This window comes from Phenylobacterium sp. (genome assembly GCF_037189685.1).
Lineage (GTDB): Bacteria > Pseudomonadota > Alphaproteobacteria > Caulobacterales > Caulobacteraceae > Phenylobacterium.
The window spans coordinates 287,641-300,818 of sequence record NZ_JBBCIT010000007.1; the positions used below are offsets into that span (position 1 = coordinate 287,641).

The 13,178-nt window shown below is 69.6% G+C and carries 9 protein-coding genes; 7 read left to right on the forward strand and 2 right to left on the reverse strand.

Translation table 11 applies throughout. The features are described 5' to 3' along the window. Positions 1-6: 6 nt before the first annotated feature. Together WG212_RS05000 and WG212_RS05005 are read left to right on the forward strand one after the other, a co-directional pair. Complete coding sequence (locus tag WG212_RS05000) at positions 7-711, forward strand: TorF family putative porin (RefSeq protein WP_337185964.1); 705 nt, start codon at positions 7-9, stop codon at positions 709-711. 7 nt (positions 712-718) lie between these two features. Then, complete coding sequence (locus WG212_RS05005; RefSeq protein ID WP_337185965.1) at positions 719-1,645, forward strand: glutaminase; 927 nt, start codon at positions 719-721, stop codon at positions 1,643-1,645. A 114-nt stretch (positions 1,646-1,759) separates the two neighbouring features. Here the strand turns inward: WG212_RS05005 and WG212_RS05010 are convergent, their stop codons facing one another. Then, entirely contained in the window at positions 1,760-3,157 is a 1,398-nt protein-coding gene (locus tag WG212_RS05010) for an SLC13 family permease (RefSeq protein ID WP_337185966.1), read from the reverse strand. 86 nt (positions 3,158-3,243) lie between these two features. On the opposite strand from WG212_RS05010, the gene WG212_RS05015 reads away from it, so the two are divergent. Beyond that, positions 3,244-4,083 carry a hypothetical protein gene (locus WG212_RS05015; RefSeq protein ID WP_337185967.1) on the forward strand — a complete coding sequence of 280 codons (840 nt, stop codon included), beginning with the start codon at positions 3,244-3,246 and terminating at the stop codon, positions 4,081-4,083. Positions 4,084-4,153: 70 nt separating this feature from the next. Further along, the gene (locus WG212_RS05020; protein WP_337185968.1) at positions 4,154-4,903 is read left to right on the forward strand and encodes a VOC family protein; all 750 of its coding nucleotides are present in this window, start codon (positions 4,154-4,156) and stop codon (positions 4,901-4,903) included. An 82-nt stretch (positions 4,904-4,985) separates the two neighbouring features. Here WG212_RS05020 and WG212_RS05025 read toward each other — a convergent pair whose 3' ends face one another. After that, the gene (locus WG212_RS05025; protein WP_337185969.1) at positions 4,986-5,813 is read right to left on the reverse strand and encodes an SDR family NAD(P)-dependent oxidoreductase; all 828 of its coding nucleotides are present in this window, start codon (positions 5,811-5,813) and stop codon (positions 4,986-4,988) included. A 224-nt stretch (positions 5,814-6,037) separates the two neighbouring features. Here WG212_RS05025 and WG212_RS05030 point away from each other — a divergent pair, with 224 nt between their 5' ends. The 3 genes from WG212_RS05030 (at position 6,038) to WG212_RS05040 (ending at position 13,139) form a co-directional block, all read left to right on the forward strand. After that, positions 6,038-6,802 (forward strand): phytanoyl-CoA dioxygenase family protein, encoded by a 765-nt coding sequence (locus WG212_RS05030; RefSeq protein WP_337185970.1) that lies wholly within the window; start codon positions 6,038-6,040, stop codon positions 6,800-6,802. Positions 6,803-7,022: 220 nt separating this feature from the next. Beyond that, positions 7,023-11,660: a glutamate synthase large subunit gene (gene gltB / locus WG212_RS05035; protein ID WP_337185971.1), complete on the forward strand. Its 4,638-nt coding sequence runs from the start codon at positions 7,023-7,025 to the stop codon at positions 11,658-11,660. Between the two features lie 24 nt (positions 11,661-11,684). Continuing rightward, positions 11,685-13,139, forward strand: a complete 1,455-nt coding sequence (locus WG212_RS05040) for a glutamate synthase subunit beta (RefSeq protein WP_337185972.1) — start codon at positions 11,685-11,687, stop codon at positions 13,137-13,139. Positions 13,140-13,178 lie beyond the last annotated feature (39 nt).

Consider the following 13,178-nt stretch of genomic DNA (forward strand, 5'->3'; position numbering starts at 1 on the left):
TTCGGCATGATTGATCGCCTCGCAAAGCCCCTGGCCGCCCTGACCGCTGCGGCGGGACTCGCTGTGGCCGCTCCCGCTGTCGCGGCCGACGCCGGCGAGGGGCCGGCCTTCAGCTTCAACCTGGGCGCGTCGACCGACTACGTCTTCCGGGGGGTGAGCCAGACCGACGAGGACCCGCAGGTCTTCGGGGGCGTGGATTTCGGCGACGACCGGTTCTATCTCGGCGCCTGGGCCTCGAACGTCGACTTCGGCGACAGCACCGACGCCGAGTTCGACCTCTATGCCGGCTTCACGCCCCAGGTGGGCGCGATCTCGATGGACCTGGGCGTCTACTATTACGGCTACATCGACGCGCCGTCGGGGGCCGACCTCGACTATTTCGAGTTCAAGGTCGCGGGCAGCATCCCGCTGGGAGCCGCCACCCTGGGCGGTGCGGTCTGGTATTCGCCCAACAGCTATGGCGGCGTGGACAACGCCACCTACTTCGAGGTCAACGGCAGCTATTCGATCGGCGAGAAGCTGAGCCTCAGCGCCGCCCTCGGACGCCAGCTCTTCGACGGGCCCGGCGACTACACCACATGGAACGCCGGGATCGGCTACGCCCTGACCGACAACATCGGCATCGACCTGCGGTACCACGACACGAACCGCCACCGGTTCGGGAAGCTGTACGACAGCCGCGTCACCCTCGGCCTGTCGGTCGGCTTCTAGGTCCGCCATGCCCGCCGACCTCGCCGACGTGGTGGCCGAGGTCGGCGGGGAGATGGAAGCCCATCGGGGCGCGGGGCATGTGGCCGACTACATCCCCGCCCTCGCCCGGGTCGACGCCCGCCGGTTCGGGCTGGCGGTCGTCACCTGCGACGGTCGCACGGCCGAATATGGCGACGCCTGGGTCCCCTTCTCGATCCAGAGCATCTCGAAGGTGTTCACGCTCACCCTCGCGCTGCACCGCCAGGGCGAAGCGTTGTGGGCGCGGGTGGGGCGCGAGCCCTCGGGGTCGCGCTTCAACTCCATCGTCCAGCTCGAGGCCGAGCGGGGCGTGCCGCGCAACCCGTTCATCAACGCGGGCGCCATCGTGGTGACGGACGTGGTGCTGGATGGGCGGGCCTGCGACGCCGCCGTCGCCGACATCCGCGACACCCTGCGCGAACTGGCCGAGGCGCCCAACCTGGACATCGACACCGAGGTGGCGCGTTCGGAGGCGGCCACTGGTTTCCGCAACTATGCGCTGGCCAACTTCATGCGGGGCTTCGACAACCTGAAGCACCCGGTCGAGGACGTGCTCCAGACCTACTTCAACCAGTGCGCGCTCCGGATCACCTGCCGCCAGCTCGCCCGCGCCGGATTGTTCCTGGCGGCCGAGGGCCTGGACCCGCTGTCGGGCCGGCGCGTGGTCAGCGCCGAGCACGCCCGGCGGATCAACGCGATCATGATGACCTGCGGCCACTACGACGCCTCGGGCGACTTCGCCTTCCGCGTGGGCCTGCCCGGCAAGAGCGGCGTCGGCGGCGGCATCCTGACCGTCGTGCCGGACCAGGCGGCCATCGCCATCTGGTCGCCGGGCCTCAACGAGGCGGGCAACTCCCAGGTCGGCACGATGGCCCTGGAGCGGCTGGCCTCGCGGATGCGCTGGAGCGTGTTCTAGACGTCGCCCGTTCTCGCCTGCGGAGGTCGCAAAGGCCAGCCTGCTCCTCTCCCCTCCCAAGGCGGACGCCTTGGTCTCGCGCCGACGAGGCCGTCGGCTTCGGCGAATAGCGGCTCAAAAGGGGAAGAACGCCGGGATTGCGATCATCGCGGTCGCCCAGGTGATCAGGTTCAGGGGCAGCCCCACGCGGACGAAGTCCATGTAGGTGTAGCCGGCCATGTTGTAGACGAGGACGTTGGTCTGGTAGCCGAACGGTGTCGCGAAGGCGGCCGAGGCGGCCATCATCACCGTGACCAGGAACGGCCGCGGATCGACGCCCAGGCTCTCCGCGACGGCGACGGCGATCGGCGTCATCAGCACCGCCACCGTGGCGTTCGACAACAGTTCGGTGGCGAACAGCGTCACGCCGTACATGACGATCAGCGCGCCGAGCGGGCCGAGCGGGCGGATGATGTCGATCAGCCGTTCGGCGCCGGCCGTGGCCAGGCCCGACACTTCCATGGCCGAGCCGATCACCACCATCCCGGCGATGAGCAGCAGGATCTCCGGGCGCAGGCCGGCGTAGGCCTCGTCGGGCGAGATGACCTTGAGCAGTATGAGGGCGACGGCGCCGGCGAAAGCCGCCGCGGAGATGGGCGCCCAGCCCAGGCCTGCCGCGGCCACCACCAGGACAAAGACCCCCAGGCTGATCATCGCAGGCTTGAGCTGGAAGGGCCGGTCGGCCGCGCCGTAGAGTTCGACATCGCCCAACCGCGCATCGCCCGAACCGTCCGTCTGGTTCCGGGCTTCGCCCAGGCGGGGCAGACGGAAGGGCAGTCGCAGCCGGAACCGTCCCACGGTCCGGCGGCGGGCTTCCGCCTCTTCGGCGGCGCGGGCGGCTTCCGCCTCCTCGATGGCGGCGACGCCGTCGAGCTGACGCGCGCCCACGAAGTACAGCCAGACGCCGCCCACCGCCGCGATGCAGAATCCCACCGGCGTGATCTCGAAGAGGCCGAACGACCGCTGCCCGGCGTTGCGGGCCATGTCGTTGACCAGAAGGTTGGTCGAGGTGCCGATCAGGGTCAGCAGGCCGCCCATGACCGTCACGTGGCTCAACGGCATCAGGAACCGCTTGGGCGAGAGCCCCAGGGACTGGGCGACATCGCGGATGACCGGCGCGGCCAGCACCACCACGGGCGTGTTGTTGAGGAAGCCGCCCACCGAGCCGCAGAAGCCGATCACCGCCCAGATGCCGCGGGCGCCGATCCGGGCCGACACGTCGCTGGCCTTGCGGATCATCAGGCCGAGCAGGCCCGAGAGTTCGATCGCGTAGGCGATGACGAAGAGGCCGGCCAGGGCGATGATCGCCGGGCTGGCGAAGGCCGCCTGCACCTCGACAGGGCGCACCACCCCCAGCAGGAGCAGGATCGCCGCCCCGGTCAGGGCCACCACGTCCGCGCGCATCCGGCCGTGGATCATCAGCCCGACCACGCCGACGAGCACGACCAGCGCCGCGATTTGATCGAAGGTCATGGGCCTTGCAGACTGTCCCTTACCGCCAAGGTCAACTCACAACACCGTCGACCTCCTGAGGGGGATGGAGCGTGTTAGGGTGCCTCATGTTCCAGACGCCTTCGCCGGTACATCTCGCCGCCGGCGCCGCGTTCGCCACGGTCGGGCTGATGCTGGCCGGATGCGATCGCGGCGCCGAACCCGCGCCGCCCGCCGCCCCGCAGGCCCAGGCTCAGGCTCCCGCCACGCCGAGCGTGCCTTTGCCGCCCCCGGCCGTCGGGCGTGGCGATTTGCTCACGGTCATGGAGGCGGCCGCCTCGGACCACGCGGCGGGTCGGGCCCCGGAAGGCCAGCCGCTGGCCGGCCGCCGTTTCACGGTCCGCCAGGCCTTCGGCTGCGGCGAGCCGTCCGCTTCGTCGCCGGATGATCCGGCCGGCGACGGGATCGCGCATTGGTCGTGGGGGCCCGAGCGCCGGACCGTCGACATCCGCCTTCGTCCGGCCGACTGGAAGGATTCCGCGCTGGTCGAGGCCGCGGCGGACCTGGAGGCTGTGGAAGGCTTCTGGCTCGCGCGGCCCTGGCTGCGCGCCGAGGGTTGCCCGGACGTGCGGGTCGACCCCGTCGTCGGGCAGGCCCGCGAGACGTCGCCCCAGACGATGGGCCTGGCGGCGGTCCTCGAGCCGGGGGGATCCCGCCTGGGCCGGCGTGGCGGCCGGGCCTACAGCTTCACGGTCAGGGGGATCGGCGACCAGCCCGCCCCCGCGCCGATCGGTGGCTATCGCCTGGTGCTGGAAGGCCGCTTCACGACCTTCTCGGACGGGCGGGTGGTCCACTGCCGCGCTGAGAGCCCCGACCAGCGCCCGACTTGCGTGGCCGCCGCGCAGCTCGACAGGGTGGCGTTCGAGACGGCGCAGGGCGTCGTGCTGAGCGAGTGGCGACTGGGTTGAGCGCCACGTCCGTCCTCCTTGACGCCTTCCTCCGGCGCCGGTCTGCTGGGCGAAAATGGGAGGACGTGACATGCGGCTTCGGCAGATCGCCCTGGTGGGCCGGGATCTGGAGGCGGCCCGAGCCGACATCGTCGCCGTTCTCGGGCTGGGTGGCGACTATGCCGACCCCGGGGTCGGGAAATACGGGCTGCACAATGCCGTCTGGCCCGTCGGCGACACCTTCCTGGAGGTGGTCGCCCCGACGCAGGAGGGGACGACCGCGGGCCGGCTGCTGGACAAGCGGGGCGGCGACGGCGGCTACATGGTGATCCTGCAGGTGCGCGACCTGGAAGGGGCGCGGGCGCGCGTGGCCGCGGCCGGAGTCCGGGTCGCCGACCAGTTCGACGGCGACGGCGTGGCCTTCACCCACCTGCACCCCAAGGACGTGGGCGGGGCCATCCTGTCGATCGACGCGATGGAGCCGTGGGAGCGCTGGCACTGGGGCGGTCCCGATTGGCGCGACAACGTCAGGACCGACGTCTCGACCGGCATCGTCGGGGCCGAGCTCCAGGCCGCCGATCCCGACGCCATGTCGGCGCGCTGGTCCGAGGTGCTGGGACGCGAGCGTCGGCGCGATGGCGGGACCTGGACGATCGGCCTCGACGGGTCGGAGCTGCGCTTCGTCGCCGTGGCCGACGGCCGGGGCGAGGGGGTCGGGGGCTTCGACGTCGCTGTCCGAGATCCGGTCGCCGTTCGGGCGGCGGCCGAGGCGCGCGGACTCCTGAACGGGGAGGGCGGCGTGGTCCTGTGCGGCGCTCGCGTGAAGCTCGTGCAGGCGTAGGCCAGAACGCCGCCGCAAGCCGGGCCCCGGGCGGGAAAGCCAGGCTTGCGGGGGTGAAGCCGGTCGAGGGCGTGCCTCCCGGTCAGACGTTCGCGCCGGCCGCTGTGGTCTCGAAGCTGGTGCGGCCTCCGGCGATCATGCCGCCGTCGACCACCAGATCGTGGCTGTTGATATAGGCGCCCTCGTCCGACGCCAGGAACAGCGCGGCGGTGGCGATGTCGTGCGGCAGTCCGGAACGGTGCAGCGGCGTCGCCTTGGCCAGGTTCCGGGTGAGCTTGGCCATCTTGGCGTCCGCGTGCGCCGGATCGAGGCCGGCGGAAGCCTTCGAGCCCCCGAAGAAGATGGGCGTGGCGATCGCGCCGGGCGAGATGCAGTTCACCGTGATGCCGTATTGGCCCAGCTCCATGCCGGCCAGTTCGGTCGCCCGCTTCACTCCCGCCTTGGCGATGGAATAGAGATAGCCGCCCATGTGGCCGCGGAGCGCCGCGACGGACGAGTTGTTGATGATCGCGCCACGTCCCTGCGCCTTCATGATCGGGGCGGCGTGGCGGATGCCGAACAGCACGCTGCCCAGCAGAAGGTCCATCGCGTAGCGATAGTCCTCGGCCTCCATCGTGTCGGGGCCACCGCGCGTCGGGCCGCCGGCGTTGCTGAACAGGCAGTCCAGTCGCCCGAACGCCTCGACGGTCGCCTCGATGGCCGCCTTGATCTGCGCCTCCTGGGTGATGTCGCAGGTGACGAAGCGTGCGGACTCGCCCAGCCTGGCCGCCATCGCCTCGCCCTTCTCGGCGTTGCGCCCGGCGATCATCACCTTGCAGCCCTCCGCGACGAAGAGTTCGACCGTGGCCTCGCCGATGCCGCTCGTGCCGCCGGTGATCAGTGCGGTCTTGCCGCTCAGGCGTCCGGTCATGGTGTTCGCTCCCTCTGCATGTCTTCAATCCCGTTCCCGCGAACGGCGGGCCCCCCACGCACGCGCGCCAACGGCGCCGTCGCAGGTGCTCTCACCCCTCTACCATGCGCCGGCTCTGCATGGTAACGTATTACCAATCTGCTGGAGCCGCGGCGCGCAAAGGTCGAAATCTGCTCCCTGGGGCTATTGGGCGGTGTCAGCAAAATGACAAGGGGACGGAAGGAATGGACCACGAAGGATACATCCGGAAGATCGAGTCCGATGGCTTTGCGATCATCGAGAACGCCGTAAGTCCCGAGATGTGTGACGAGATCGGCGAGGAAATCCGACGCCTCGAAGACACGAACGCCCATAAATTGACGCCGAACGAATTCACCGGCTTCAACACCGCCCGATACTTCGATCTGCTGAATCACGGAGATGTCTGGCAGCGCGTGGCCACGCATCCGAGCACGCTGCCCGTGCTGAGGGGAATCCTCGGCGAGGACATGCTCCTGTCGACCATGGGCACGGCGGTCATCGGGCCCGGCGAGCCGGCTCAGCCGCTCCATCGGGACGACGGTCTCTATGATCTCGCGATGCCTCATCGCCAGATCGTCTGCAACACCGTGTGGGCGCTGACGGATTTCACCGAAGAGAACGGCGCGACGCGCATCGTTCCCGGCAGTCACAAATGGCTGGAGGCGCCGCGGCGGGACAGCGATCATCCGTCTGTTCCGGCGACGATGCCCCGGGGAAGCGTCTGTTTCGTCGCCGGCACGCTCTGGCATGGCGGCGGCGCGAACCGGTCCGACGCGCGGCGCTGGGCGCTCACGATCAACTACTGCGGTGGCGCGGTCCGCCAGCAGGAGAACTACATGCTTTCCGTTCCGCGTGAGAGGGCGGCCAGCTTCTCGCCGGAACTTCAGGATCTCATCGGCTACCGCCGCAGTTCGCGAGGCCTGGGCCATGTCGGATCCCGGGAGCCGCGATCGCTGCTCGAAGCCTAGGCGGGGTCGCGGCTGGGGCCTGCAGAGCGCCGGTGCATCGTCCGGTCGCTCACTGCCTTCTGAACGGCGCCCTAGAAAAGTTTACCCGGCAGCGGCGGCCCGCCCCATCGACAAGGCATGATCATGCCGGGTAAATGCCCGCGAAATGCACGCGCGACCCCACGACACTGGCTTGGGGCCGTGTTTCAGCGTGCTCGCGTGAGAAATGATGACGACGACGATGCGACCGCCTGAACGGCAAGGACTGTACGACCCCCGGAACGAGCACGATGCGTGCGGCGTGGGCTTTGTGGCGAATATCAAAGGCCGCAAATCGCACGAAGTGATCCAGGCGGGCCTGCAGATCCTGCTGAACATCGACCATCGCGGCGCGGTGGGCGCGGACCCGCTCGTGGGCGACGGCGCCGGCATCCTGATCCAGATTCCGGACGGGCTCTATCGGGAGTGGGCCGTCGCCGAGGGCGTCGACCTGCCGCCGGCCGGGCACTATGCGGTGGCCATGTGCTTCCTGCCGCAGGACGCGCTGGCGCGCGCCGCGGCGCTGGAGCAGTTCGAGCACTACCTGAAGGTCGAGAAGCAGCCGCTGCTGGGCTGGCGCGACGTGCCGGTGGACACCGACGGCCTCGGCGAAGCCGTGCTGGCCTCGATGCCCGTCATCCGCCAGGCCTTCATCGGCCGCGGCCCGAACGTGAAGGACCAGGACGGCCACGAGCGCAAGCTGCTGGCCGTGCGCAAGCAGTTCCAGAACCCGCTGGCCGACCTGGCCCTGAAGCGCAACATGCCGGCGCTGAACGACGTCTACCTGCCGTCGCTCTCGACGCGGACGGTGGTCTACAAGGGCCTGCTGCTGGCCGGCCAGGTGGGGACCTTCTACGAGGACCTGAAGGACGAGCGCTGCGAATCCGCCCTGGCCCTGGTCCACCAGCGGTTCTCGACCAACACCTTCCCGTCGTGGAAGCTGGCGCACCCCTACCGGTTCATCGCCCACAACGGCGAGATCAACACCGTCCGCGGCAACGTGAACTGGATGAACGCCCGCCGGCGCTCGCTGGAAAGCGACCTCCTGGGGCCCGACCTCAACAAGATGTGGCCGCTGATCCCGCACGGCCAGTCGGACACGGCGTGCCTGGACAACGCGCTGGAGCTCCTCGTCGCCGGCGGCATCCCGCTGGTCCAGGCGATGATGATGCTCATCCCCGAGGCCTGGGCGGGCAACCCGCTGATGGATGCCAAGCGCAAGGCCTTCTACGAATACCACGCGGCCCTGATGGAGCCGTGGGACGGCCCCGCGGCGGTGGCCTTCACCGACGGCCGCCAGATCGGCGCCACGCTCGACCGCAACGGCCTGCGCCCCGCGCGCTTCGTCATCACCGACGAGGACCATGTGATCATGGCGTCCGAAGTCGGCGTCCTCGACATCCCCGAGGAACGGATCGTCCGCAAGTGGCGGCTCCAGCCGGGCCGGATGCTGCTCATCGACATGGAGCAGGGCCGCATCATCGAGGACGAGGAGATCAAGCGCACCCTCGCCGAGGCGGCCCCCTACGAAGAGTGGCTGGCGGACACCCAGTTCAAGCTCGAGGAGCTGTCGCTGGACGACGTGACGGCCGAGCCCCAGCCGAACGATCCCGAGACCCTGCTCGATCGCCAGCAGGCCTTCGGCTACACGCAGGAGGACGTCCAGGCCTTCCTGGAGCCGATGGGCCGGGACGGGGACGACCCCATCGGCTCGATGGGCCATGACACGCCCATCGCCGTGCTCTCGGCCCGCCCGAAGCTGATCTACGAGTACTTCAAGCAGAACTTCGCCCAGGTCACGAACCCGCCGATCGACCCGATCCGCGAGGAGCTGGTGATGAGCCTGGTGTCGATGATCGGCCCCCGGCCGAACCTGCTGGGCCGCGAGGCGGGCACGCACAAGCGCCTGGAAGTGGCTCAGCCCATCCTCACCGACGAGGATCTGGCCAAGATCCGCGCGGTGCATGAACTGCTGGACGGCGCGTTCCGCACGGCCACGATCGACATCACCTGGCCGGCCGCCGAGGGGGCGGGCGGTCTGGCGGCGGCGCTGGACCGGGTGTGCCGCGAAGCCACCGACAGCGTGCTGGCCGACAACAACATCCTCATCCTGTCGGACCGCGGGGTCTCGGCCGAGCGCGTGCCGATCCCGGCGGCGCTGGCCACGGCGGCGGTGCACCACCACCTGATCCGCCAGGGCCTGCGCATGCAGACGGGCCTGGTCGTGGAGACCGGCGAGGCTCGCGAGGTGCACCACTTCTGCGTCCTGGCCGGCTATGGCGCCGAGGCGGTGAACCCCTATGTGGCGTTCCAGACCCTGGAGCAGATCCGGGTGAAGAGCGGCCTCTCGCTCTCGGCCTACGAGGTGCGCAAGAACTACATCAAGGCCGTGGGCAAGGGCATCATGAAGGTGATGTCCAAGATGGGCATCTCGACCTACCAGTCGTACTGCGGCGCGCAGATCTTCGACGCCGTCGGCCTGTCGTCCGAGCTGGTGGACACGTATTTCACCGGCACCGCCACCACCATCGAAGGCGTGGGGCTGGCCGAGATCGCCGAGGAGGCGGTGCGCCGCCACCGCGACGCCTATGGCGACAACCCGATCTACCGGACCATGCTGGACGTGGGGGGCCAGTACGCCTGGCGCCTGCGTGGCGAGGCGCACGCCTGGACGCCCGAGTCGATCTCGGGCCTGCAGCACGCCGTGCGCGGGAATCTGCCGGAGGAGTACAAGCGCTTCGCCCGCGCCATCAACGAACAGAGCGAGCGGCTGCTCACCCTGCGCGGCCTGATGCGCCTGATGCCGGCCGAGACTCCCGTTCCGCTCGAGGAGGTGGAGCCCGCCGCCGAGATCGTGAAGCGGTTCGCCACCGGCGCCATGTCGTTCGGCTCGATCAGCCGCGAGGCCCACACCACGCTGGCCATCGCCATGAACCGCATCGGCGGCCGTTCGAACACGGGCGAGGGCGGCGAGGAGCCGGATCGGTTCCAGCCGCTGCCCAACGGCGACTCCATGCGCTCGGCCATCAAGCAGGTGGCCTCGGGGCGCTTCGGCGTGACGGCCGAGTACCTGGTCAACGCCGACGACATCCAGATCAAGATGGCCCAGGGCGCGAAGCCGGGCGAGGGCGGCCAGCTTCCCGGCCACAAGGTGGACAAGAACATCGCGCGCGTCCGGCATTCGACGCCGGGCGTGGGCCTGATCAGCCCGCCGCCGCACCACGACATCTATTCGATCGAAGACCTGGCCCAGCTCATCCACGACCTGAAGAACGCCAACTCCGGCGCCCGGATCTCGGTGAAGCTGGTGTCGGAAGTGGGTGTGGGCACCGTGGCCGCGGGCGTCGCCAAGGCCCGCGCCGACCATGTGACCATCTCCGGCTTCGAGGGCGGCACGGGGGCGTCGCCGCTGACGTCGCTCACGCATGCCGGCTCGCCGTGGGAGATCGGCCTGGCCGAGACCCAGCAGACGCTGCTGCTCAACGGCCTGCGCACGCGGATCGCGGTCCAGGTGGACGGTGGCCTGCGCACGGGACGCGACGTGGCCATCGGCGCCCTCCTCGGCGCGGACGAGTTCGGTTTCGCCACGGCGCCGCTGATCGCGGCCGGCTGCATCATGATGCGCAAGTGCCACCTCAACACCTGCCCGGTGGGGGTGGCTACCCAGGACCCGGTGCTGCGCGCGCGCTTCACCGGTCAGCCGGAGCACGTGATCAACTACTTCTTCTTCGTGGCCGAAGAGCTGCGGGAGATCATGGCCGAGATGGGCTTCCGCACGCTGAACGAGATGGTCGGCCGCGTCGACCGGCTGGATATGCAGCCGGCGGTGGAGCACTGGAAGGCCCAGGGCGTGGACCTGTCCCGCCTGCTGTACGCGGACGCGGCCAAGGGCCAGGACTGCCTGTGGAACCGTGACCGGCAGGACCATGGCCTGGAGAAGGCCCTGGACCACCAGCTCATCGCCGACGCGAAGGTCGCGCTGGAGAAGGGCGAGCCCGTCCGCGGCGAGTATGCGATCCGCAACATCAACCGCACCGTCGGCGCCATGCTGTCGGGCGAGGTGGCCAAGCGTCATGGCCACGCCGGGCTGCCGGAAGACACCATCGCCATCACCCTGAAGGGTACGGCCGGCCAGAGCTTCGGGGCGTTCCTGGCCCGGGGCGTCAGCCTGACCCTCGTGGGCGACGGCAACGACTACGTGGGCAAGGGGCTCTCCGGCGGCCGCGTGGTGGTGCGCCAGCCCAAGGACTCGCGGCGCGACCCGACCCGCAACATCATCGTGGGCAACACGGTGCTCTACGGGGCCATCGCGGGCGAGGCGTATTTCGAGGGCGTGGCCGGCGAGCGCTTCGCCGTGCGCAACTCGGGCGCCGTCGCGGTCGTCGAGGGCGTGGGCGACCACGGGTGCGAATACATGACCGGCGGGGTGGTGGTCGTCCTGGGCGACACGGGGCGGAACTTCGCAGCCGGCATGAGCGGCGGCGTCGCCTATGTCTACGACCCCAAGGCGCGGTTCGCAGACCTCTGCAACAAGGCGATGGTCGACCTTGAACCGGTCGCGGCGGACGGGGGCGGCGACGAGGCCCTGAAGCCCAGCCAGCGCTCGATCTCGGTCGAGAACAGCGGGATGGGCGACATACTGGGCCACGACGCCGAGCGCCTGCGCATCCTGATCGAGCGTCACCATCTGCATACGGGCAGCCGGCGCGCGGCCGAGATCCTCGAGAACTGGGATCAGGCCCTGCCGTCGTTCGTGAAGGTGATGCCGCGCGACTACCGCCGCGCGCTGACCGACATGGCCGACGAGCGCCGCGCCGCGGCCGCCGTGGCCGCCGAATAGTCCAGATCGCCAGGGGATTACGTCATGGGTAAGCCGACCGGCTTTCTGGAAGTCGAGCGTCACGACCGCGGCTATGCGCCGGTCGCCGAACGCCTGAAGCACTGGAACGAATTCGTTCTGCCGTTGCCGCAGCCTGAACTCCAGGCCCAGGCGTCACGCTGCATGAGCTGCGGGATTCCGTTCTGTCACCAGGGCTGCCCGGTGAACAACCAGATCCCCGACTTTAACGATCTCGTGTACCGTGACCACTGGCGCGAGGCGCTGGAGAACCTCCAGTCCACTAACAACTTCCCAGAGTTCACGGGCCGCATCTGCCCCGCCCCGTGCGAGGCGTCCTGTACCCTGAACATCCCGGACACGCCCGTCACCATCAAGTCGATCGAGTGCCAGATCATCGATCGCGGGTGGGCCGAGGGCTGGATCACGCCGCAACCGTCTCCGCGGGGCACCGGCAAGCGGGTGGGCGTCGTGGGCTCGGGCCCCGCGGGCCTGGCCTGCGCCCAGCAGCTCGCCCGCGCCGGCCATGCCGTGACCGTGTTCGAGAAGAACGACCGGATCGGCGGCCTGCTGCGCTACGGCATCCCCGACTTCAAGATGGAGAAGCACCTCATCGACCGGCGCGTCCGGCAGATGGAGGGCGAGGGCGTCATCTTCCGCACCGGCTTCGAGGTGGGCGGAGGGATCGTCTCGGTCCCGCGGCTTCTGGACGACTACGACGTCCTCGTGCTGGCCAACGGCGCCGAGGATCCGCGCGACCTGCCCGTGCCGGGCCGGGAACTTTCGGGCGTCCACTTCGCCATGGAGTTCCTGACCCAGCAGAACAAGCGCAACGCGGGCGATGACGAGGCCCGCGCCGCGCCGACCGGCACGATCAACGCCAAGGGCAAGCACGTGGTGGTGATCGGCGGCGGCGACACCGGCAGCGACTGTATCGGCACCTCCAACCGCCAGGGCGCCGCCTCGGTGACCCAGCTCGAGATCATGCCGATGCCGCCTGTGCACGAGAACAAGGCGCTGACCTGGCCCGACTGGCCGCTGAAGCTGCGCACGTCGTCGTCGCACCAGGAAGGCGTCGAACGCGACTTCTCGGTGGTGACCCGGCGCTTCCTGGGCAAGGACGGCAGGGTCACGGGCGTGGAATGCGCCCGCGTCGAATGGGTGGCCGGCGACGACGGCCGGATGCAGATGCAGGAGGTCGAAGGCTCGATCTTCGAGCTGAAGGCCGACCTCGTGTTCCTGGCCATGGGCTTCGTCGGGCCGGTCAAGGCCGGCGTGGTGGAACAGAGCGGCGTGGACCTCGACCCCCGGGGCGCCGTCCGGGCCGATACCCTCAGCTACCAGACGTCGGACCCCAAGATCTTCGCGTGCGGCGACGCCCGCCGGGGACAGTCCCTGGTGGTCTGGGCCATCCGCGAGGGACGCCAGTGCGCCCGCGCCGTCGACGAGCACCTGATGGGCTCCACGCGCCTGCCGCGGTGAACGTGGCCTTGCCTCCCGCCACCCGACGCGGTGGCGGGG

What these genes read in the sequence shown, in the direction of transcription:
- WG212_RS05000 (WP_337185964.1), top strand. Translation starts at nt 7, where the DNA reads ATGATTGATCGCCTCGCAAAGCCCCTGGCCGCCCTGACCGCTGCGGCG.
- WG212_RS05025 (WP_337185969.1), bottom strand. Translation starts at nt 5,813, where the DNA reads ATGACCGGACGCCTGAGCGGCAAGACCGCACTGATCACCGGCGGCACG.
- WG212_RS05040 (WP_337185972.1), top strand. Translation starts at nt 11,685, where the DNA reads ATGGGTAAGCCGACCGGCTTTCTGGAAGTCGAGCGTCACGACCGCGGC.
- WG212_RS05020 (WP_337185968.1), top strand. Translation starts at nt 4,154, where the DNA reads ATGCGGCTTCGGCAGATCGCCCTGGTGGGCCGGGATCTGGAGGCGGCC.
- WG212_RS05015 (WP_337185967.1), top strand. Translation starts at nt 3,244, where the DNA reads ATGTTCCAGACGCCTTCGCCGGTACATCTCGCCGCCGGCGCCGCGTTC.
- WG212_RS05005 (WP_337185965.1), top strand. Translation starts at nt 719, where the DNA reads ATGCCCGCCGACCTCGCCGACGTGGTGGCCGAGGTCGGCGGGGAGATG.
- WG212_RS05030 (WP_337185970.1), top strand. Translation starts at nt 6,038, where the DNA reads ATGGACCACGAAGGATACATCCGGAAGATCGAGTCCGATGGCTTTGCG.
- gltB (WP_337185971.1), top strand. Translation starts at nt 7,023, where the DNA reads ATGCGACCGCCTGAACGGCAAGGACTGTACGACCCCCGGAACGAGCAC.
- WG212_RS05010 (WP_337185966.1), bottom strand. Translation starts at nt 3,157, where the DNA reads ATGACCTTCGATCAAATCGCGGCGCTGGTCGTGCTCGTCGGCGTGGTC.